This is a genomic window from Methyloversatilis universalis EHg5 (assembly GCF_000378945.1).
Classification (GTDB): Bacteria; Pseudomonadota; Gammaproteobacteria; order Burkholderiales; family Rhodocyclaceae; genus Methyloversatilis; species Methyloversatilis universalis_A.
Genome location: NZ_KB900539.1, coordinates 2,469,700 through 2,491,665 on the forward strand (window position 1 = coordinate 2,469,700; position 21,966 = coordinate 2,491,665).

The 21,966-nt window shown below is 64.2% G+C and carries 20 protein-coding genes and 1 other RNA gene; 2 read left to right on the forward strand and 19 right to left on the reverse strand.

Translation table 11 applies throughout. From position 1 onward, the window contains the following. Positions 1-15 precede the first annotated feature (15 nt). The 16 genes from METUNV2_RS0111380 to pedF form a co-directional block, all read right to left on the reverse strand. Complete coding sequence (locus METUNV2_RS0111380; RefSeq protein WP_026188090.1) at positions 16-612, reverse strand: glutathione S-transferase N-terminal domain-containing protein; 597 nt, start codon at positions 610-612, stop codon at positions 16-18. Positions 613-720: 108 nt separating this feature from the next. After that, a complete protein-coding gene (locus METUNV2_RS0111385) occupies positions 721-1,479 on the reverse strand; it encodes a cytochrome c1 (RefSeq protein ID WP_018229602.1) in 759 nt (252 codons plus the stop codon). An 11-nt stretch (positions 1,480-1,490) separates the two neighbouring features. Further along, entirely contained in the window at positions 1,491-2,774 is a 1,284-nt protein-coding gene (locus METUNV2_RS0111390; RefSeq protein ID WP_018229603.1) for a cytochrome b, read from the reverse strand. Between the two features lie 5 nt (positions 2,775-2,779). Then, positions 2,780-3,388 carry a ubiquinol-cytochrome c reductase iron-sulfur subunit gene (gene petA / locus METUNV2_RS0111395; RefSeq protein WP_026188091.1) on the reverse strand — a complete coding sequence of 203 codons (609 nt, stop codon included), beginning with the start codon at positions 3,386-3,388 and terminating at the stop codon, positions 2,780-2,782. A 126-nt stretch (positions 3,389-3,514) separates the two neighbouring features. Further along, positions 3,515-4,753 (reverse strand): CaiB/BaiF CoA transferase family protein, encoded by a 1,239-nt coding sequence (locus tag METUNV2_RS0111400; protein WP_018229605.1) that lies wholly within the window; start codon positions 4,751-4,753, stop codon positions 3,515-3,517. After that, positions 4,750-5,343, reverse strand: a complete 594-nt coding sequence (gene recR / locus METUNV2_RS0111405) for a recombination mediator RecR (RefSeq protein ID WP_026188093.1) — start codon at positions 5,341-5,343, stop codon at positions 4,750-4,752. The genes METUNV2_RS0111400 and recR overlap by 4 nt, the downstream gene beginning before the upstream one ends. 19 nt (positions 5,344-5,362) lie before the next feature. Next, complete coding sequence (locus tag METUNV2_RS0111410) at positions 5,363-5,686, reverse strand: YbaB/EbfC family nucleoid-associated protein (protein ID WP_018229607.1); 324 nt, start codon at positions 5,684-5,686, stop codon at positions 5,363-5,365. 10 nt (positions 5,687-5,696) lie between these two features. Then, on the reverse strand, positions 5,697-7,478 hold the full coding sequence (dnaX, locus tag METUNV2_RS0111415; protein WP_018229608.1) for a DNA polymerase III subunit gamma/tau: 1,782 nt from the start codon (positions 7,476-7,478) through the stop codon (positions 5,697-5,699). A gap of 48 nt (positions 7,479-7,526) precedes the next feature. Then, positions 7,527-7,625, reverse strand: an RNA gene (gene ffs, locus METUNV2_RS19635) — signal recognition particle sRNA small type. Between the two features lie 84 nt (positions 7,626-7,709). Then, positions 7,710-8,018 (reverse strand): hypothetical protein, encoded by a 309-nt coding sequence (locus METUNV2_RS0111420; RefSeq protein ID WP_018229609.1) that lies wholly within the window; start codon positions 8,016-8,018, stop codon positions 7,710-7,712. Then, entirely contained in the window at positions 8,015-8,269 is a 255-nt protein-coding gene (thiS, locus tag METUNV2_RS0111425; RefSeq protein WP_018229610.1) for a sulfur carrier protein ThiS, read from the reverse strand. The genes METUNV2_RS0111420 and thiS overlap by 4 nt, the downstream gene beginning before the upstream one ends. A gap of 2 nt (positions 8,270-8,271) precedes the next feature. Further along, positions 8,272-9,543 (reverse strand): NAD(P)/FAD-dependent oxidoreductase, encoded by a 1,272-nt coding sequence (locus METUNV2_RS0111430; protein WP_018229611.1) that lies wholly within the window; start codon positions 9,541-9,543, stop codon positions 8,272-8,274. A 62-nt stretch (positions 9,544-9,605) separates the two neighbouring features. After that, positions 9,606-11,453 carry an aldehyde ferredoxin oxidoreductase family protein gene (locus tag METUNV2_RS0111435; protein WP_018229612.1) on the reverse strand — a complete coding sequence of 616 codons (1,848 nt, stop codon included), beginning with the start codon at positions 11,451-11,453 and terminating at the stop codon, positions 9,606-9,608. 19 nt (positions 11,454-11,472) lie between these two features. Further along, positions 11,473-11,943: a 4Fe-4S dicluster domain-containing protein gene (locus tag METUNV2_RS0111440; RefSeq protein ID WP_018229613.1), complete on the reverse strand. Its 471-nt coding sequence runs from the start codon at positions 11,941-11,943 to the stop codon at positions 11,473-11,475. A 192-nt stretch (positions 11,944-12,135) separates the two neighbouring features. Further along, complete coding sequence (locus METUNV2_RS0111445) at positions 12,136-12,981, reverse strand: substrate-binding periplasmic protein (RefSeq protein ID WP_026188094.1); 846 nt, start codon at positions 12,979-12,981, stop codon at positions 12,136-12,138. After that, on the reverse strand, positions 12,971-13,411 hold the full coding sequence (pedF, locus tag METUNV2_RS0111450) for a cytochrome c-550 PedF (protein WP_018229615.1): 441 nt from the start codon (positions 13,409-13,411) through the stop codon (positions 12,971-12,973). The genes METUNV2_RS0111445 and pedF overlap by 11 nt, the downstream gene beginning before the upstream one ends. Positions 13,412-13,644: 233 nt before the next feature. On the opposite strand from pedF, the gene METUNV2_RS0111455 reads away from it, so the two are divergent. Next, on the forward strand, positions 13,645-15,618 hold the full coding sequence (locus METUNV2_RS0111455) for a sigma-54-dependent Fis family transcriptional regulator (protein WP_018229616.1): 1,974 nt from the start codon (positions 13,645-13,647) through the stop codon (positions 15,616-15,618). 372 nt (positions 15,619-15,990) lie between these two features. On the opposite strand, the gene METUNV2_RS0111460 is transcribed toward METUNV2_RS0111455, so the two are convergent. From METUNV2_RS0111460 to METUNV2_RS0111470, 3 genes are all read right to left on the reverse strand, one after another. Further along, on the reverse strand, positions 15,991-17,745 hold the full coding sequence (locus METUNV2_RS0111460) for a PQQ-dependent methanol/ethanol family dehydrogenase (RefSeq protein WP_018229617.1): 1,755 nt from the start codon (positions 17,743-17,745) through the stop codon (positions 15,991-15,993). A gap of 149 nt (positions 17,746-17,894) precedes the next feature. Next, complete coding sequence (locus tag METUNV2_RS0111465) at positions 17,895-18,863, reverse strand: quinoprotein relay system zinc metallohydrolase 1 (RefSeq protein WP_036271196.1); 969 nt, start codon at positions 18,861-18,863, stop codon at positions 17,895-17,897. A gap of 8 nt (positions 18,864-18,871) precedes the next feature. Then, positions 18,872-19,627 (reverse strand): quinoprotein dehydrogenase-associated SoxYZ-like carrier, encoded by a 756-nt coding sequence (locus METUNV2_RS0111470; protein WP_018229619.1) that lies wholly within the window; start codon positions 19,625-19,627, stop codon positions 18,872-18,874. Between the two features lie 363 nt (positions 19,628-19,990). Here METUNV2_RS0111470 and METUNV2_RS0111475 point away from each other — a divergent pair, with 363 nt between their 5' ends. After that, complete coding sequence (locus METUNV2_RS0111475; protein WP_018229620.1) at positions 19,991-21,853, forward strand: methanol/ethanol family PQQ-dependent dehydrogenase; 1,863 nt, start codon at positions 19,991-19,993, stop codon at positions 21,851-21,853. Positions 21,854-21,966 lie beyond the last annotated feature (113 nt).

Genomic DNA, 21,966 nt, shown 5'->3' on the forward strand with positions numbered 1-21,966 from the left:
CGAGCTGTCCGCAGATCAGCGGCGCATCACCTTTTCGGACGGCGTGAGCGCATCGATGAATCCCTGACGGGAGAAGATGCGCTCCGCGTACTTCATCAGCGGCGCAGCCGACTTCGGCAGCTCGATACCGTAGTGATCGAGGCGCCATAGTAGCGGAGCGATCGCCACGTCGAGCATGGAAAATTCCTCGCCCAGCATGTACTTCTGCTTTGCGAAGATGGCCGTCAGCTCGGTCAGGCGGTCACGCAGGTGGCTGCGTGACTTGTCTGCCGTGCGGGCGTTCTTTTCCAGCGCCTCGATGTGCGAGAACAGCTCGCTCTCGACCGTGTGCAGCAGCTGCCGCGCACGGGCGCGCATGATGGGGTCCGGCGGCATCAGCTGCGGATGGGGGAACCGTTCGTCGATGTACTCGTTGATGATGTTCGAGTCATAGAGAATCAGGTCGCGATCAACCAGCACCGGTACGCGGTTGTACGGGTTGATGACCGCAATGTCTTCCGGCTTGTTATAGAGGTCGACATCGATGACCTGGAAATCCATGCCCTTTTCGTAGAGCACGATCCGGCAACGGTGGGAAAAGGGGTCTGTCGTCCCTGAATACAGATTCATCATGGTGTTAACACCCCAGGAGTACTCGGCATCCCTCACCACACGCCGGACGCGTGGTGAGGTCGCTTCGCGATGACCGAGAGCTTGCATGACTTTCGGGCGTGTGGATTCTTAGTGGATGTCTTTCCAGAACTCGCGCTTGAGCAGGTAGCTCAGAGCGGCGAGCACAGACAATCCGATGATGACCAGCAGGCCGGTCTGGCGACGCTTCTCGGCGCCCGGCTCGCCCATATAGACGAGATAGGCCACGAGATCGCCCACCGTCGAGTCGTATTCCGACTTCGACAGCTTGCCCGGCTTGGTCAGTTCCAGCTCGACCACTTCCTTCTCGCCGCCGTGGCCATCGGCCACCTTGACGTGCTTGGCCGACTGCTCACCCTGCAGTTCATACAGGACGTGCGGCATGCCAACGTTTGCGAAGGTCGTGTTGTTCCAACCGGTCGGCCGGCTGTCGTCGCGATAGAAACTGCGCAGGTAGGTGTACAGCCAGTCGGCGCCGGTGCCGTCGGCCGAGGCACGCGAACGTGCGATCACGGTCAGGTCGGGCGGTGCGGCACCGAACCACTTCTTACCGTCTTCGCGGGTCAGGGCCACCTTCATCGTTTCACCGGTCTTGTCGGCGGCGAACAGGAGGTTGTCCTTGATCTGCTCTTCGGTCAGGCCGACATCCTTCAGGCGGTTGTAACGCATGTAGGACGCCGAGTGGCAGTTCAGGCAGTAGTTGACGAAGACCTGGGCGCCACGCTGGATGGCGTTGGCGTCGCGGAACTTGTCGGTCGGCGCGCGATCGAGATGCACCGATTCGGAACTGGCAAAGGCCAGCAGGGGCGCGCACAGCGCGCCAAGAAACAGTTTTTTGAGTTGTTTCATGATTCTGGCTCTCAGTGTCCGGTCACACGCGACGGTTCGGGCTTGTACTTGTCGATGGCCGTGTACCAGGGCATCAGCACGAAGAACAGGAAGTAGATGACCGTGCAGACCTGCGACACCAGCGTGCCCATCGGGGTCGGCGCCTGCATGCCCAGATAGCCCAGGATCAGGAAGGCGATGATGAACACGGTGAGCGCGAACTTGAAGATCGGACCCTTGTAGCGGATCGACTTCACCGGCGAACGGTCCAGCCAGGGCAGCGCGAAGAAGATCATCACGGACAGGCCCATGAAGATGACGCCCCACAGCTTCGCGTCGATCCACAGGAAGTTCACCGTGTTGGCGCGCAGGATCGAGTAGAACGGCGTGAAGTACCACACCGGCGCGATATGCGGCGGCGTCTTCATCGGATCAGCCGGGATGAAGTTGTTGTACTCCAGGAAGTAGCCGCCGAACTCCGGACCGAAGAACACCACGGCCGAGAAGCAGATCAGGAACACGACCACGCCGACGATGTCCTTCACCGTGTAGTACGGGTGGAAGGGGATGCCATCCAGCGGAATGCCAGTCTTCGGATCCTTGTTCTTCTTGATCTCGACGCCGTCCGGGTTGTTCGAACCCACTTCGTGCAGCGCGATGATGTGCGCGGCAACCAGGCCGATCAGCACCAGCGGCACCGCGATGACGTGGAACGAGAAGAAGCGGTTCAGCGTTGCATCACCGATCACGAAGTCGCCACGCAGCCAGATCGACAGGTCGTTGCCGACGAAGGGGATCGCCGAGAACAGGTTGATGATCACCTGGGCGCCCCAGTACGACATCTGACCCCAGGGCAGCAGATAGCCCATGAAGGCTTCGGCCATCAGGCACAGGAAGATCATGCAGCCGAAGATCCACACCAGCTCGCGCGGCTTGCGGTAGGAACCGTAGAGCAGACCACGGAACATGTGCAGATACACGACCACGAAGAAGGCCGATGCGCCGGTCGAGTGCATGTAGCGGATGAGCCAGCCCCACGGCACGTCGCGCATGATGTACTCGACGCTCGCGAAGGCGACCGGCACGCCCGAGGCGTTCAGCGACGCGTCCGGCTTGAAGTGCATGACCAGGAAAATGCCGGTCACGATCTGGATCACCAGCACCAGCAGTGCCAGCGAGCCGAAGAAGTACCAGAAGTTGAAGTTCTTCGGTGCGTAGTACTCCGAAAGGTGTTCCTTCCAGAGCGTGGTGAGCGGGAAGCGCTCGTCAATCCAGCCGAGCAGGCCAGTGGTGGTGACTACCTTTTCGCCAGCCATCTCGATCAACCCTCCTTGGAATCCTGGCCGACCAGGATGCGCGTGTCAGACAGGAACATGAACGGCGGCACCTTCAGGTTGTCCGGAGCCGGCTTGGCCTTGAAAACGCGACCGGACAGGTCGAAGGTGGAACCGTGGCAAGGGCAGACGAAACCTGCGTCAGCGCCCAGCTGGGCGTTGGAACCGGATTCGAAGGGGCCGGACGGCGAACAGCCGAGGTGGGTACAGATGGCCACGACCACCAGCACATCCTTGTGGTCTTCGCGGGCACGCAGATCGTTACGGGCGTACTCGGGCGTGAATTCGGACGGATTGCGCTCCGACTTCGGATCGGCCAGCTTGTCGGCCATGGCGGCCAGGGTCTCCATCTGGGCGGGGGTGCGGCGCATGATCCACACCGGCTTGCCCTGCCACTCGACCGTGGTCATTTCACCCGGACCGAGCTTGGAGATGTCTACCTCGACCGGAGCACCGGCGGCTTTCGCGCGCTCCGAAGGGGAAAGACTGGTGAGAAAAGGCACTGCCACTGCAAGCCCGGCCACACCACCCGCACAGGCTGTTGCCACGAGCAGACTGCGCCGGCCGCAATCCGCCTTCCGTTCATTGCCACTCATGCTTGTTCCCGTCTAGACAATTGATTCTGCACAACCTGCGATTATACCCTCAAGCGGTGCCCCGTTTAAAGCCCTGATGCATTCCCAACACCCTTCAGGCGGCGAAGAATCGCCGCTTCGCGACGGTCACAGCGCGCCTCCGGCGCGCAGTGCCGCAATGTCCTGTTGCCGGTAACCCAGCGCCGACAGCACCTCGTCGGTGTGCTCGCCCAGCGCCGGGCCGACCCAGTCGGTACGCCCTGGCGTTTCCGACAGCCGCGGCATCGGCGCCGGCGTCTTGAATTCACGGCCATCCGGCAAGCGGGCGGTTTCGAACACCGCGCGCGCCAGATACTGCGGATCGGTCGCGATGTCCTCGATCGAATAGACGCGACTGACCGGCACATCGGCCTCGCCCAGCACGCGCAGCACCTCGTCGCCGTCGTGCGCCGCCACCCAGGCGTCGATCAGCGCATAGATTTCGTCGCGCCGCGCATCGCGCCCGGCGTTGTCGGCCAGTGACGGGTCAGCGGCCAGGTCAGGCCGGCCGATGGCCGTCATCAGCCGTCGGAAGATGGCGTCGCCGTTACCGCCGACGATGATGTGACGGCCGTCGCGCGCGGTGTGGGTGTTTGACGGCGTAATGCCGGGCATGATGTTGCCGGTGCGACCGCGGATGAAACCGAACACGTCGAACTCCGGCAGCATGCTTTCCATCATCGCGAATACCGCCTCGTAGAGGGCGACATCCACGGTCTGGCCCTGCCCTGCCCCGCGCCCGCCAGTGGCGTCGCGATGGCGCAGCGCCATCAGCGCGCCGATCACGCCCCACAGTGCGGCGATCGAATCACCGATCGAAATGCCCACCTTGACCGGCGGCCGGTCGGGGAAACCGGTGATGTAGCGCAGCCCGCCCATCGATTCGCCGATGGCGCCGAAGCCCGGCTGCTGCGCCATCGGCCCGGTCTGGCCGAAACCGGACAGACGCACGGTGACCAGCGACGGATTGATGTCCTTCAGCACCGCTTCGGACAGGCCCAGCTTGTCCAGCACGCCCGGGCGGAAGTTCTCGACCAGCAGGTCTGCGCCGGCGAGCAGCTTCTTCAGCACCGCGATCGCGTCCGGATGCTTCAGGTTCAGCGTGACCGACTTCTTGTTGCGCGCCTGTACGAACCACCAGAGCGAGGTGCCTTCGTACAGCAGGCGCCATTTACGCAGCGGATCGCCGCCATCCGGCGCCTCCACCTTGATCACCTCGGCACCGAATTCGGCCAGGATGCGCGACGCGAACGGGCCGGCGATCAGCGTGCCCAGTTCGACCACCTTCAGGCCGTCCAGTGGCCGGGGTTGCGTGCTGTCCGCGCCGGTAGGGACGGCCGCGCTCACGCCGGACGCCTTTCCGACAGCGCCTGGGCGATGGTGCCGATGTCCGTATGTTCCAGTTCGCCGCCCACCGGCAGGCCGCGCGCGATGCGCGTGACCGCGAGACCGCGCGCGCGCAGCATTTCACCGAGGTAGTGCGCGGTCGCCTCGCCCTCGTTGGTGAAATTGGTGGCCAGGATGACTTCGCGCACCGCAGGATCGGCCGCCCGCTCGAGCAGACGGTCCAGCCGCAGTTCCTTCGGCCCGACGCCTTCAAGCGGCGCAATGCGCCCCATCAGGCAGAAATAGAGGCCGGAATAGCTGTGGGTCTGTTCCATCATGAGCATGTCGGCCGGCGTTTCGACCACGCACAGCTGCGACGCATCGCGGCGCGGCGAACTGCAGCGCTCGCACACCTCCAGTTCGGTGAAGGTGTTGCAGCGCGCGCAGTTGTGCAGCCGGGTCAGCGCGTCGCCGAGCGCACGCGCCAGCCGGTCGGCGCCGGAACGGTCGCGCTGCAGCAGATGGAAAGCCATGCGCTGCGCGCTCTTGGGTCCGACCGACGGCAGGCAGCGCAAGGCGCTGACCAGCTCGTCCAGCACACCTGTATTCATGACGGGCGCAGTGCCGGCTTCAGAACGGCAGCTTGAAGCCCGGCGGCAGGTTCAGGCCGGAGGTGAAACCGGCCATCTTTTCCTGGGTGGTGGATTCGACCCGGCGCACCGCGTCGTTCACCGCAGCGGCCAGCAGGTCTTCCAGCATTTCGCGGTCGTCCATCACCGACGGATCGATCGACACGCGACGCACGTCGTGCTTGCAGGTCATGACGATCTTGACCATGCCGGCGCCCGACTGGCCCTCGACTTCGACGCTGGCCAGCTGCTCCTGCATCTTCTTCATGTTTTCCTGCATCTGCTGGGCCTGCTTCATCAGGCCACCGATTCCACCCTTCATCATGGTGCGGTCCTCAAACGGGTTTGATCGAGTCTTCGATCAGGCGGGCGCCGAACTGCTCGATCACCTGCTGAACGAAGGGGTCATTCTTCATTGATACGCACGCCTGTTCCAGACGTGCGCGCTGTTCGGCGCCGAGCCGCTGGGCAACGGTCTGGCTGACCGGCTCGCCCTGCTCGAATTCGAGCCGGACTGCGCTGCCCAGGCGGGTCTGGAGTGCAGCGCGCAGCTTGTCCTGGCCGGAGGCGATCAGGTGCGACATGTCGCGCGACAGCCGCAACCGTATCACCCCGCCCTCGCTGGCGCGCCATTCGCACTGATGGGCGAGCTGCTTGCTGAGGGCGGCCACGTCGAGCTGATCGACCAGCGCGTGCCAGTCTTCATTGGTGCGCGGCAGCGCTGCCGTCGGTGCGGCCGTGGCAGGTATCGGTGCCGGTTCGGGTGCGGCGGTCGGCGCAACGAATTCTTCGTCCTCTGCCCACGGCGGCGGCGCTTCGTCTGCCGGCGCGGCTTTCGCAGCTGGGCGTACCGGCTCAGGGACGGGCGGCGGCACCGGTGCCGGCTTTGCGGCGACCGGCGGCGGCGCGGATTCGGTCTGACGTGGCGCTTCGACCGCGGCCGGCGGCGGCACCGCCGCACTGGTGCGGGCCACGCGGGGCGGCGCCTGCAGTGCAGCACTCTGGCCACGCGGTGCGGCCGACAGTGCGGGCGGCGTGACCGGCCGGAAAGCCAGCAGACGCAGCAGTGTCATCGAAAAACCGGTCACTTCGTCCGGCGCCAGCGGCAGATCATTGCAGCCCTGAACCGCGATCTGGTAAGCCAGCTGCACCGACTCGGCATCCATGCCCGCCGCGTAGGGCGCAAGCCTGGCCTGTTCCAGTTCGTCGGTGATGGCATCCGGCACCATCTGGGCCACCGCCACGCGGTGCAGCAGCACCGCCAGTTCGCGCAGCGCTTGGTCGAAGTCGACGCTGCGGGCACGCATCTGCGCGGTCAGCGTCATCAGCGCCGCGCCGTCACCGGCCAGCAGCGCATCGAGGATCAGATAGAGATGTTCGTCGCCGACCGTGCCCAGCATGTCGAGCACGTCCTGCTCGACCAGCCGGCCGGCACCGTGCGCGATCGCCTGATCGAGCAGCGAAAGCGCATCGCGCATCGAACCGGCGGCCCCCTTGGCGATCGGCCTCAGCGCGGCCGGCTCGTATTCGACGCCCTCGGCATCCAGCACGCCGGACAGGTGGCGGACGATGGCATCCGGCGGCATCTGCTTCAGATTGAACTGCAGACAGCGGCTCAGCACCGTGACCGGAATCTTCTGCGGGTCGGTGGTGGCCAGGATGAACTTCACGTGCTCCGGCGGCTCTTCAAGCGTCTTCAGCATCGCGTTGAAGGCGTGGCCGGTCAGCATGTGAACTTCGTCAATCATGTAGACCTTGTACCGGCCGCGTGCCGGCGCGTAGGCCGCCTTTTCCAGCAGCGCAGCCATGTCGTCCACGCTGCGGTTGGAGGCGGCATCCATCTCGACATAGTCGACGAAGCGTCCGGCATCGATTTCGGTACAGGCGGCGCACTGCCCGCAGGGGTGGGCGGTCAGACCGGTTTCGCAGTTCAGGCTCTTGGCCAGGATGCGGGAAATGGTGGTCTTGCCGACGCCGCGGGTACCGGTGAACAGGTAAGCGTGATGAAGCCGCTTCTGTTCGAGCGCGTGGCTCAGGGCACGGACCACGTGATCCTGGCCGACCAGCGTTTCGAAGCTGCGGGGACGCCACTTGCGCGCGAGAACCTGATAAGTCATCTGAACGCCGGCAGAGTGAGCGACGGTGCGCACTGCAAAAAAGGGAGGGGTGGCGAGCCTGACCCCCGGCACTCGTGGTGAGCAGCTGTGGCTGCTTCCTTCCGGACCTGACCAGGTTCACCGCGCCACGATGCGGGGAGACCCGCCACAACGAATTCTACCCCGGGAGCCCCCTGCCCGGCCAGCCCGGACTGAAAAAACGTGCCCTGACCGGCGGGGGCGGCGGGCCTTTCAGCCGCCGCCGCGCTGGAAATGGCGGTCGAAACGCGCCATGAAGGCGGCCATGTGGGCAGCGTCGCGGATCGGAAATTCGAGCGACACCTTGAGCCGGGGCAGACTCAGCAGTGCAATGTGCAGCGCAGGCTGCACTTCGACCGACAGGCTCCAGCCGCGGCCGCTGGCGCCATCGCCGCGATGGACGATGGGCAGATCGACCGCACCCGGCAGCATGTGGAAGAACTCGTCGCGCCCGATGCTCATGACGCGCACGACCGTGCCGGAGGCGAGTTCCTCCGGCTTAAGCGGAAAGGCGGCGCTCATCCGCCCGCCACCGGCGGCCAGATGGCGAGGACGTCGTCGGCAGCGAGCACACGTGCGGCGCGGCTGCCCGGAGGTATGAAATGACCGTTCACGAGAACCAGATGGACAAGCCGTTCGGGAAGTTGGTGGCGCGCAATCATATCGCCTACCGTGGTCCCTTCGGGCACATCCATCGGCCACTCGTTGGTGCGCTTCGCCTCGTCCGGCAGATAGTCGGACAGCGAGGCGTACAGCTTCAGCGTGACCTGCATCCTCAGTGCAGCGCCTCGGCCAGCGGTGCAGCGCTCTGTGCCTGGGCCATCGACAGATAGGCCTCCATCACGCGCAGCGGGTCCTGCATCAGCCGCTGCTTCCAGGCGCCCAGCGGGGTGCGGGTCTGGATCAGGCCGCGCAGCACGCCGACGTGATCGGTCACGCCGATCGAGGTGGCGCCGACCAGCACGTCATCCTTGAACTGCAGGCTGATGTAGCGGAAGCGCTCCTCGTCGATGCGCTCAACCGATTCGCCGCCTTCCGCGCCCCACCACTGACCGAAGGAGGCCGAAATGAGGCCCAGCGTGTCGAGCACGTTGATCGCCATGGTGCCCTGAGAACGGGCACTGCGACCGACCATGTTCAGCGCCGCGATGCGGCCCTGATCGACCGCGTTCGGCTGGATCGCGTTGACCAGGCGCTCGCCGGTCGAGAAATCGACCGCCTCGGCCACATCACCGGCGGCATAGACGTCCGGAATGTTGGTGGCGCAGCGCTCATCGATCAGGATGCCGGTGGAACAGGCCACACCGCTGCCATCGAGGAAGGTCACGTTCGGCTTCACGCCGGCGGAGGCGATCACCAGATCCGCCACCACTTCGGTGCCGTCACCCAGTGTGGCGATCAGTTCATCGCCATTCGGGCGAATCGAGGTCACACGCGCATTGGTGTGCACGCTGACGCCCTTCTGCTTCACCCAGCGCGCGATCATGCCGCCGGCCTTGGAGGTCATCATACGCGGCACCATGCGGTCGCCCATTTCGACGATGTCCAGCTTCACGCCGCGCGAAGCCAGCGCTTCCATGATGATGCAGCCGATGAAACCGGCGCCGATCTGCAGCACGCGCGCGCCCTTCTTCGCCTTGGCCGCGATGTGGCGCGCGTCGTCCAGCGTCCAGCAGGTGTGTACATTGGGCGAATCGATGCCCGGCACCGGCAGCTTGAGCGGATGCGAACCGGTGCAGACGAGCAGGCGGTCATACGGGAAGGACGTGCCGTCTTCCATGTGAACGATGCGGCCGGCGGTATCGACCGACTTTGCGCGTCCAAGCACTTCCCTGATGTTCAGCGACGCGAAATGACCGTCGGTCTTGCGCAGCCAGGTGCCCTTCTCCTGGATATTGCCGACCAGCAGGTAGGGAATGGCCATGCGCGAATACGGCGGCTCCGGCTCGTCGCCGATCATGACGATGTCGGCGTTGCGGTCGGCACGACGGATGGCTTCGGCGGCGACCACGCCAGCCGGGCCGTTACCGATGATGACGTGCTTCATGATGTTCCTCTTGAAGTGCAGCGCGCCCCGGAGGGCGCGCTGTGTTCATGCGATGGCGTCGGTCACAGGCCCAGGCGGGCAACCGTTTCCGCCGTCGGACGGCCTTCGCTGTCCCAGCCGCGCAATTCGTAGTACTCGGGAATCATCTTGTCGATGCCCGATACCAGACCCTTGGCCGGACCGGCCTTGGCGGCTTCGGTCTTCAGGCGCGGCGGCAGATCGTCGTCCTTGCGAGTGAAGCCGGCGGCATTGTTGAACTGACGCTCCATGTTCCAGATGCGCTCGCCCATCAGGTCCAGCTTTTCCATCGACCAGTCGCCTTCGCAGGCGGCCTGCAGCTGCGGCTGGATGTCCGACAGCGCCCAGGCGAAGGTCGTGAACACGCACAGCCCGGACGAATCGACCACTGCGGTCGCGTCCTGGAAGGCCTTGACCAGCGCCGGCTTGCCTTCGGTGGTGTGCGGATCGGTCTTGACCGGAATGCCCAGCACTTCGGACGAAATGGTGTAGGAACGCAGGTGGCAGGCGCCACGGTTCGAGGTTGCGTAGGTCAGGCCCATGCCCTGAACGCCGCGCGCATCATAGGCCGGGAATTCCTGGCCCTTGACCGACATAGACAGTTCCGGGTGACCGTACTTCTCGCACAGACGCTTGGAACCGAGACCCACGATCTTGCCGAAACCTTCACCGCGAGCGGTCTGTTCAACCAGGAAGGTGAGCGCGCGGGCGGAGCCGAACGGCGCTTCGATGCCGATCTCTTCCTTGGTCAACACGCCCATTTCGTACAGTTCCATCACTGCACCGATGGTGGCACCGAAGGAAATCGGGTCGAAACCGTCTTCGTTGCACAGCATGTTGGCGTACTGCAGCGCCTCGATGTCATCGACGCCGTTGGCACAGCCCAGCGACCACGCCGCTTCGTATTCCAGACCGCCGGTCGCGCCCCAGTACTTCGGGCTATTCACCACGGTGTAGTGGGTCTGGTCGATCTTGGAAATGCGACCGCAGGCGATGGTGCAGCCGAAACAGCCCTGGTTGTTCACCAGCTGCGCCTTGCCGTCGGATTCGCGCGGCTCATGCATGGCTTCGGCGGAAATCTTGCGCGCGCCTTCGAACTGCACGTCCTTGTGATTGCGGGTCGGCATCGCGCCGATCTCGTTGATCACGTTCATCAGCACCTGGGTGCCGTAGGTGGGCAGGCCCTGACCGGTGACCGCGTTTTCCTTGAGGATCTTCTTCTTCTCGAAGGTGACCTTCATGAATTCCTTCGGGTTGGCCAGATTGCCGACACCCAGGGTGCCACGCACGACCAGCGCCTTCAGGTTCTTCGAACCGGCCACGGCGCCGACGCCGGAGCGGCCGGCGGCGCGGTGAAGGTCATTGACGATGGCGGCGTACAGTACGCCTGCCTCGCCGGTACGGCCGATACAGGACACGCGGACCTGCGGGTCCTGATGTTCCGACTTCAGCGTCTCTTCGGTTTCCCACACGGTCTTGCCCCACAGATGCGAGGCGTCACGGATTTCGACCTTGTCGTTCTGGATCGACAGGTAGACCGGGCTCGACGCACGGCCTTCGATGATGACCATGTCCCAGCCTGCGAACTTCAGTTCGGCGCCGAAATAGCCGCCGGAGTTCGAACAGGCGATGGCGCCGGTCAGCGGACCCTTGGTCACCACCGAATAGCGGCCACCGGTCGAGGCCATGGTGCCGGTCAGCGGGCCGGTCGCCCAGATGATCTTGTTGTCCGGCGACAGCGGATCGACCTTCGGGTCGATTTCCGACACCAGATACTTGGTCGCGAGACCACGCTGACCGAGGTAGTCGTTCGCCCACTCCATATTGAGCGGTTCGCTCTTCGTGGTGCGGTCGGTCAGGTTAACGCGCAGAATTTTGCGGGTCCATGCCATGTCTGTGTTCCTCCGAAAATCAGGCGGGCTGGTTGCCGAGCTTGTCGGCCCACTGGCGCATGCGGTCAAGACCGGTCCAGTTGGCGTCCACATAAGTGATGGCGCCGGTCGGACAGGCTTCGGCACAGGCCGGATTGCCACCGCACAGATCACACTTCTGCACCTTGCCGGTCTCGGCCACGTAATTCACGGTACCGAACGGACAGGCGATGGTGCACACCTTGCAGCCAACGCACACATCCTCGAACACCACCTTGGCGCCGTTGTCCTTGTCGAGCTTGATCGCCTCGACCGGACAGGCATGCATGCACCAGGCTTCATCGCACTGGGTACAGGTGTAGGGCACCTTGGCGCCGGTGTGATGGAAGTCGAACACCTTGATGCGCGAAAGCGAGTTGTTGAATACACCGTAGTTCTCGAACGAACAGGCCATCTCGCACTGAAGACAGCTGGTGCACTTCGAGGGATCGATGTGCAGGGACTTTTGCATGGTGATTCGCTCCTCCACGTTCTGGGCGTGATGCCGGGGTGCGGGACGGGCCCAGCGCACCCGCTGGCTTGCTATGAAAAACACTTCATATTTTAGCGCCCGGATTTCGGCGCCTGCGCGCGTTGCACGCTTCAAAAAGTTCTTATTTGTGAGACAGGTGTTCAGGTGTCCAAATTATGGACACCTGAACACTCACGGTGTGCGCCAGTTGATGTGATGTCGGGCCAGGATGCGCTTGATCTCGCCTTCGGCGATCAGCGCATTCATTGCCGCCATAATGGCGCGCCCCAGTTGCGGCTCGCCCTTGCGGATGGCGATGCCCACCGGCCACTGACGCGAATTGAGCATGGCCAGCGGCGGCTGCCCGACCGGGAAGTTGGTGTCCCCGGCCACGGACGCCTCAAGTTCGCCCTGCAGCGCCATCACACCGGCCACTTCGCCGCTGCGCAGCGCCGTCACCGCATCAGCCAGCGTCTTGAAATGGCGCAACTGGTCGCGGTAACGGCCACCATCGGCCGACAGCATCAGTGAATCCGGCAGGGTATCGACCACCACGCCGAACGGCAGCTTCTCGAACGGCAGCATGCTGTCGAGGTTGTCGACCCTGCGCCGGTCGTAGGCCACCGCATAGCGCTCGCGGTGATAGGGCGCAATGAATTCGACCTTGTCCTGGCGGACCATGTACTCACGGTCGACCGGCACATGAATCATCATGTCGGCCGGACCGTAGCCCATGTAGTGGCCCTTCCAGACCATATTGCGCAGGTCGTCGTCCATGTTCTCGTCCGCGTCGAAGAACATGGGCGACATCTTGAGCCCCATGCGGGCCGCGACGGCGGTTGCGATATCCACGTCGGCGCCCTTGCCATCGTCCGAGAACGGCGCGAAATCCTTGTAGAAGGCCACGCGCAACGCGCCATTCTTCCTGACCGCCGCCCACACCACGTCATCGTCGGCCCGTGCCGGCAGCCCGGCCATCGCCAGCGCCGCCCCGGCCAGAAGCATGCGGCGACGCGGCAGGCAGATTTCAGTCTTCATGACGGGTTTCGATGTAGGCACGGATGGCCCACATGGCTTCCTGCGACAGCGCAGCTTCGAACGGCGGCATGTACACAGCACCGTTGCGGACACGACCCTTGCGCACGGTGTTGATGAAGTAATCGTCGGTTTCCGCATCGATCGGCAGCATGCGCAGATCCGGCGCGATACCGCCGCTCACTGCTTCCAGGCCATGGCAGCGCGCACAGTTCTGATTGTAGGCCGAGCTGCCGACACGGACGGCTTCCTTGTCGCCGCGGTAGGGGTTCTGCTTGGCCCACTCGTCGCCCAGCTTCTTCAGCGTGCTCACGTCAACGGCCTGCGGCACCACGTCGCCGTGTGCTTCGGCCTTGGGCGTCATCACGCTGCCGAAAGCGATCAGGGCGGTGACCAGAGCGGTCGTCTTCAGGGTTGCGGCTGCTGCTTTCATAACTCCTCCAAGAAAGTTCACATGCTGTAGATCAGCTTGCGGGTGTGCTCGATTGCACGAATCGTGCCATGTCTCACTCCATTTTGAGACAGGTGTAGCGTAACGAGACGATTCAAGTTATAACAGGGGCTATATCCCGATACCCGCTGCACGGGCATGAGCTGCGCGGCAGGTATCGACGGCAAGAGCCGGCACGACCGGCCGTGCATCCCGGAAACGGGCTCGGAGGAGACATGGAATACAGCCCCGCCGACCTCTCGCGCAGCGAGCAGGCTCACGAAATCATGCGCAGTGCCGGCGAGGTGCCTTCGGGCGTTCTGCCCGCGCTGATCGAAACATCCTGGAGTCGCTGCATCAGCCGCGGCCTTGACGCGGACAAATGCGCCAAGGAGATCGAACGCGCGCGGCGCGACCTGCTGATGACCGAGCGCGAGCGCAACGAATCACTGCTCAAGCACGCGGCTCCGGTCATGAACGGCCTGTACGCGCAGATCGCGCGCTCCGGTTCGATGATCGTACTCACCAATGCGTCGGGTTTCATCATCCACTCGGTCGGCGACCAGGCCTTCCTCGACCGCGCATCAAAGGTCGCGCTGTCGCCCGGCGTCGAATGGTCGGAAGAGAGCAAGGGCACGAACGCGATCGGCACTGCGCTGGTGGAAAAGGTGCCCGTTTCGGTGCACGGCTCGCAGCATTTCTTCTCGGCGAACCACTTCCTGACCTGCTCGGCCGCGCCGATCTTCGATCCGTGCAGCCGCATGCTGGGCGTGCTGGACGTGACCGGCGACTCGCGCAATCCGTCGCACCACAGCCTGGCACTGATCAATCTGGCGGTGCAGACCATCGAGAACCAGATGTTCGCCCAGGCCTTTCCGGAAGGCTTCGTGCTGAACTGCCACGTGCAGCAGGAACTGATAGGCACGGTGTTCGAAGCCATGCTCGCGTTCGACCACGACGGACGGGTGCTATCGGCCAACCGCAGCGCCTGCCGCCTGATCGGTCGCAGCCACGCCGAACTGCTGACGCACACTTTCACGTCGATGTTCGACAAGCCGCTCAGCGCACTGTACGACCCGCTGCTGCGTGGCACCGACACGCTGGAACTGCGCCTGTTCGGCGGCCGCACACTGTTCGGCCGCCCCAAGGCCGGCAATCTGAGCCGGCCGCCTGCACGCGTGATCAGCATGGACGTGCAGCGTACGGAATCCGGACCATCGGCCGGTCCGCGCGTCCAGATTTCGAAAGACAAGGGACTGCATCGCCTGAGCACCGGCGACGGACAGATGGATGCAGTGGTCGAGAAAGTGCGCCGCGTGCTGGGCCGGGATATTCCGGTACTGATCCAGGGCGAGACCGGCACCGGCAAGGAGCTGCTGGCCCGCGCCATCCACGACGACGGCCCGCGTCACGACCAGACTTTCGTGGCGGTGAACTGCGCCGCCATTCCGGACGGGCTGATCGAATCAGAACTGTTCGGCTACGAAGAAGGCGCCTTCACCGGCGCACGACGCAAGGGCTACCCCGGCCGCATCATGCAGGCGGACGGCGGCACCCTATTCCTCGATGAAATCGGCGATATGCCGCTGGCGCTGCAGGCACGGCTGCTGCGCGTGCTACAGGAGCGCACCGTGGTACCGCTGGGCAGCGGCCGTGCAACACCCGTAGACCTGTCCATCATCTGCGCCACCCACCGCAAGCTGCGCGATCTGGTGGCACAGGGCAGCTTCCGCGCCGACTTGTACTACCGCCTGAACGGCCTGACCGTCATGCTGCCGCCGCTGCGCGAGCGCAGCGACCTGCGCGCACTGGTCCATCGCATCTTGGCCAGCGAAGAATCGATTCCGCAGGGGCTGCGCATCGACGACGAGGTGATTTCGCTGTTCGAGCGCCACCCCTGGCCGGGCAATATGCGCCAGCTGGCCAACCTGCTGCGCACCGCGGGCGTGATGGCGGCCGACGACGGTTGCATCCACACCCGCCACCTGCCGGACGATTTCATCGACGAACTGGGTGGCAGCACACCGGCACTGCGGCCGGTCGAAACGGAGTTCCGGCCGATACAGAGCCAGGCGCCCTGCGATCTGGACAGCCTCACGCTGCGCGCGATCCGCGAATCGCTGGCCCGCAACGAAGGCAATGTCGCCGCCACCGCGCGGGAACTGGGCATCAGCCGCACGACGCTGTACCGCAAGCTGAAAGAAGGCTGAGCGGCTCGGGTGCAAGCGTGGGCGTCACGAGGCTGAACACTTCGTACAGCTTCGTTCCACCTGTAACGGCACCGGGAATCCATCCCGGCCCAGGCGGAAGACGGGCAAAAAAATGGCCGGCTTGGGTAAGCCGGCCAAAGAGCCATGTCTAACTGAAGAGAACAACACCACCCCGAAACTGCCTGTAACGGAACGGATACGGCCGCAGTACCGGGGTGGATCACACCACCGGTGACAGGCACGCTCCGGAACTACAGTACGTTCTCCGGTTCGTTGCGGCCTGCCTGCCTTGTTCAGGCACTTCCGGGCACGAGGCCCGGAAGCATGAAGACATATGCAAGCGCTGTGCCAACATATGTCTTCGAACTCATATTACTTGTGGAGCTTGAACACCCACATCGAACCGCCCTGGTTCAGGTAGTTGACCTTCTTGGCCACATCACCACCCCACAGCGGAACTGCGCCGCCCCAGCCTGCGGCGACACCAACGTACTGCTCGCCGTCCTGTTCCCAGGTGATCGGGGGCGCCACGACGCCGGTACCGGTCTGGAAGGACCACACTTCCTTACCGGTCTTCGCGTCGGCGGCCTTCAGGAAACCTTCAGGCGTGCCCCAGAACACCAGGCCGCCCTTGGTCGTCAGCACACCACCCCACAGCGGAGCGTTGTTGGTGACTTCCCAGACGATCTTGCCGGTCTTCGGATCGACTGCGCGCAGGGCGCCGATGTACTTGTCGTCGATGGTCTTGATGGTGAAACCGGCACCCAGGTAAGCCGCACCCTTCTTGTAGGTGATCGGTTCGTTCCAGATTTCCATGCCCCACTCGTTGGCCGGCACGTAGAACAGGCCAGTATCCGGGCTGTAGGCCATCGGCATCTGGTTCTTGCCGCCGAGGAAGGACGGCGCCGAGAACACGGACTCACCCTTCTTGCCATCGGCACCCTTGGACGGGTCGCCCGGGCGATTGGCCGGATCGTAGATCGGCTTGCCGGCTGCATCCAGGCCCTTGGCCCAGGTGATCTTCTTGACGAACGGGAAGCCGCGCTCGAACTTGCCGGTGTTGGCATCCAGCACGTAGAAGAAGCCGTTACGGTCGGCCTTGCCGCCCATGCGCTTGCCGTTCATGTCGAACGTGACGAATTCGTTCACGCCGTCATAGTCCCAGCCGTCGTTCGGCGTGCCCTGGAAATGCCACTTGATCTGGCCCGTTGCGACATCCACTGCAACGGTGGAGCAGGAGAACAGGTTGTCGCCAGGACGCAGGTGGCTGTTCCACGGAGCCGGGTTGCCGGTGCCGAAGTAGGCCAGACCGGTCTTGGCGTCGTAGGAGCCGCCCAGCCAGGTGGCTGCGCCGCCGGTCTTCCACAGATCACCCTGCCAAGTGGCGTTGGTGGTGCCGCTGATGCCGTTCTCGGTCTTGTTGCCGGCGGCATCGAACTTGTAGCCCATGTGGCCTTCGACGGTCGGGCGGATCCACACCAGCTTACCGGTCTTGGCGTCACGTGCTTCGACGCGGCCAACGATGCCGAACTCACCACCGGACACGCCGGTCAGGATCAGGCCCTTAGCGATGATCGGAGCAGCGGTGTTCGAGTAACCAGCCTGATAGTCGTCGATCTTTTCCTTCCACACGACCTTGCCGGTGTTCTGGTCGAGCGCGACCAGCTGAGCGTCCAGCGTGCTGAAGATGACCAGGTTGTCATAGACGGCGGCGCCGCGGTTCACCACGTCGCAGCAGGGCATGATGCCGTCCGGCAGACGGTGCTCGTACTGCCACAGCTTGGCACCGGTCTTGGCATCGAGCGCGAACAGGCGGGAGTAGGAACCCGTCACGAACATCTTGCCATTGACCACGAGCGGCTGGGATTCCTGACCGCGCTGCTTTTCACCGCCAAACGAGAAGGACCAGGCCGGAACCAGGTTCTTGACGGTGTTCAGATTGACCTTGTCGAGCGGGCTGTAACGCTGACCTTCGGTACCCATGCCCCACGACAGCACGTCGCCGGTGCTCTTGGCATCGTTCTCGATGTCGCGGTCGGTCACGCCGGCCATGACCTGGGGAGCTGCCATCGCGGCAAACGCCGCGATCAGCAGACCGGACAGCGTCGAATTACGCAAGCCTTTCATACTTCCTCCTCGTTGGTGAATTTCTCTCTCGCACGACGGGATTCAATCCCTTTTTCGGCGGGAGAATGACCGCAAAAAACGGGCCACCCCAAAACAAGGAAGAAATCCCGTTCGCACCGCCTTTTGGCGATGCGAAACAGGTCAGGTGTTCATTTTTGTTGCAGCACCGGTTGTGCAGCGCTGTTCATCGCCCGCTGTTCATAAGCCGCATACAGATGGGTGACCGAGCGCTCGAATTCGCTCCGCGCCAGCGGCATGCGTTCGAACCGGGCGGGCAAGGGCATGCGCATCACTTCGGCCATGTCCATGCCGCTGCCAGCGGCCTGCGCCAGTGTCTGGTCAAGCCAGCGCAACCAGTCGCGGGTCATATCGATGCCGGCGAGCCCTTCGTGCACCGGACCGTGTCCGGGCAGCGTACGCTTCGCGCCCAGCCGGGCCAGCGCATCCAGCGTCGCCAGCCAGCGGGGTACCGATGCATGCGGCGTGGTGGGTGCGCGGTCGAGGAAGACCAGATCGCCGGCGAACAGCGTACCGGTGCTGCGGTCGAGAATGGCCAGGTCACCGGCGGTATGCCCTTCAAGCGCGATCAGCTCGAATTCGTGCCCCCCCGCACTCCAGCGCCCGGGGCGCACGTCTTCGTCCGCCACCTGTGCTTCGGTACCGGACGCCCAGTCGCCGGCCATCCGGTACATATTGTCGGCAAAGGCACCACCATCGCTGTGCTCACCAGCGCGGGTAGCCGGCAGCGCGGCGATCGGCACGCCGCGGTAGGCCTGGTTGCCGAGGAAGTGATCCGGGTGGTGATGGGTGTTGAACACGCGTATCACCGGTTGCCCGGTCACGCGCGCAATGGCGGCGCGCATCTGCTCGCCGTAGCGGAGTGACGGACCGCTGTCTATCACCACCACGCCATCGCGCGTCACCACGAAGGCGGTGTTCACGATGTTGCCGCCATTGCCGCGGGTGATGTCCTCGGTGCTGCCGATCAGTGCCCAGGTGTCATCCGCGATCTTCACCGGCTGCAGACGGTAATCGAAGGCGGCATCACCCTGGGCGGCGAAGGCGGTCACCGCGGCACACAGAGCCAGTATCAAGCGAGCCCTGGACGGGGTTTTCATCCGGATACTCATGGCAGCACCCGTGCATCGATGCGGTTGCCGTTGTTGTCGCGGCCGACCACGCGCAGGGCGTCCTGCCCCAGATCGGGCAGGTCGAACGAGAACACCGGGTTTTCGCTGAGCGGCTCGAAGGTTTCGAGCTTCAGCATCGGTGCGCCCTTGTCATCGACCACCGCAAGCTGTTCGATGAAGAAGGCCGGAATGCCCGGCGCAAGACCGGTATCCATCGGATGCATGATGCGCAGCCGAAGGCGCTGGTTCTGGCCGTCCTTCCACACCCTGCCCTGCACCTGATTGAGCTTCTGCGCCCAGTCCGGTGCACCGCGGCCGGTACTGGGTGCGGTACAGCCGCCGCCTGCGGCGTCCACCCAGGCACCGCCGGCGAGCCAGCGGCCGTCGCCGGTCTGCACCAGCGCGCGCACCGGGCTGGCCTGCTGCAGCTTGATCCGGAACGACAGGCCGGGCTGCGCGATCAGCGGCTGGAAATCCAGCACCTTCACGATGGGATTGAAGTCGGCCACCACCAGCACCCTTTTTACGTCCGGCAGGCCCTTGATGCGCACGGTGACCGGCACATTCATCGAATCCTCGGCCACCTTGGGCGCCAGTACCTCGATACGCGGATCAAAGCTGACCGGGGCATTGCCCAGGTATTCGCGCTGCAGATCGGGCCAGCGCACCGAATTCAGCGGATCGGCGTCGGCCGCGGACACGGCAGCTGCGCACAGCCATGCGAGCCCGAGGGCCGCAAACCATCTCTTCATCAAAACAAGCTCCTCCAGCAACGATGCATATGTCTTTTATTGGGGTACGACCGCAGACGGATCATGCCGAACCGTCGGGCAATCAAGCAAGACGAAGGCCAATCGACCAGAGCCGCGACCGGGCAGCTCGCTGCCCGCGACCACATCCGGCACCGTCCACTGTTCCACAGTCCGACAGCCGGGTGTCCAGCCGTTGAACAGTCGCGAATTACGGGAGCATGTCCCGGCTTTCGCGGGAGCTTTGAACCATCCACCTCGCCGTGCTCTGCCTAACCTGCACTGCGCATCGACGCCCCATGCCCGTCACTCCCTGCGGGCGGCGCCGGTGCCGACACGACAGACCACACTGAAAGAGGAGTCAGGATGAAAACGTTTGCCCTCAGGAACCCGGCGCTGGCACTTGCCCTCGGCGCGCTGGTGACCGCCCCCGCCTATGCCGCGAAGACGGTGAGCTGGGACGACATCGTCAACGACGACAAGACCGGCAAGGACGTGCTGACCTACGGCCTGGGCATGAAGGCCCAGCGCCACAGCCCGCTCAAGCAGATCAACAGCAAGACCGTCGCCGGCCTGGCCCCGGCCTGGTCCTACTCCTTCGGTGGCGAGAAGCAGCGCGGCCAGGAAGGCCAGGCGCTGGTGCACGACGGCGTGGTGTATGTGACCGGTTCCTACTCGCGCATGTATGCACTGGACGCCAAGACCGGCAAGCGTCTGTGGGCCTATGAACACCGCCTGCCGGACGACATCCGCCCGTGCTGCGACGTGGTAAATCGCGGTGCCGCCATCTACGGCGACAAGGTGTTCTTCGGCACGCTGGACGCCGGCATGGTCGCGCTGAACAAGGACACCGGCAAGGTCGTGTGGTCGAAGAAGTGGGGTGACCACAAGGTGGGTTACACCATGTCCGGCGCCCCCTTCGTCGTGAAGGACGCCAAGTCCGGCCGCGTCATGCTGGTGCACGGTTCGTCCGGCGACGAATTCGGCGTGGTCGGCTATCTGTTCGCCCGCGACGTCGATACCGGCGAGGAAATCTGGGCGCGCCCGATGGTCGAGGGCCACATGGGCCGCCTGAACGGCAAGGACAGCACGCCGACCGGCGACGCCAAGGCGCCGAGCTGGCCGAACGATCCCGCTTCGCCCACCGGCAAGGTCGAGGCCTGGAGCCATGGCGGCGGCGCCCCGTGGCAGACCGCGTCGTTCGACGTGGAACAGAACATGGTCGTCATCGGTACCGGCAACCCGGCACCGTGGAACACCTGGAAGCGCACCGCCGAAGGCGACAGCCCGACCAAGTGGCCCAGCCTGTTCACCTCGGGCCAGGCCTATGTCGACGCCGCCACCGGCGAACTGAAGGGCTTCTTCTCGCACACCCCGAACGACGCCTGGGACTTCTCCGGCAACAACTCGGTGCTGCTGTTCGAGTACAAGGACCCGAAAACCGGCAAGCAGGTGAAAGCTTCGGCTCACGCCGACCGCAACGGCTACTTCTTCGTGACCGACCGCGAAAAGCTCGCCACCGGCGCCGGCTACCCGTGGAAGCAGAGCGCACTGATCGGTGCCTGGCCCTTTGTTGACGGCATCACCTGGGCCAAGGGCTTCGATTCGAAGACCGGCCTGCCGAATGTCGTCGAAAGCCAGTACCCGCCCAAGCCGAAGGCTGGCGCAGACAAGGGCGAATCCATCTTCGTGTCGCCGCCTTTCCTGGGCGGCACCAACTGGATGCCGATGAGCTACAGCCCGGACACCGAGCTGTTCTACATCCCGGCCAACCACTGGGCGATGGATTACTGGACCGAGAACGTGACCTACAAGGCGGGCGCCGCCTACCTGGGACAGGGCTTCCGGATCAAGAAACTGTTCGATGACCACGTCGGCATCCTGCGTGCGATCGACCCGAAGACCGGCAAGATCGCCTGGGAACACAAGGAACAGTTCCCGCTGTGGGCCGGCACGCTGACCACCGCAGGCGGACTGCTGTTTACGGGCACCTCGGATGGCTATGTGAAGGCCTTTGACGCCAAGTCGGGCAAGGAACTGTGGAAGTTCCAGACCGGCTCCGGCGTGGTGTCGGTGCCCATCACCTGGGAACAGGATGGTGAACAGTACGTCGGCATTTCATCCGGCTACGGCGGTGCTGTGCCGCTGTGGGGTGGTGACATGGCCGAACTGACCAAACAGGTCAGCCAGGGCGGCTCCTTCTGGGCCTTCAAGCTGCCGAAGCGCTGATCAGGCATTGCCCCTTCCATCCGGAAGGGGCGTGTTGTCCTCCGCCGGCACTGCGTCGCCGGCTTCGCCCGAGACCGCATTCCTGCACCTTGTGCGCAGGCACTCCCGCCGCG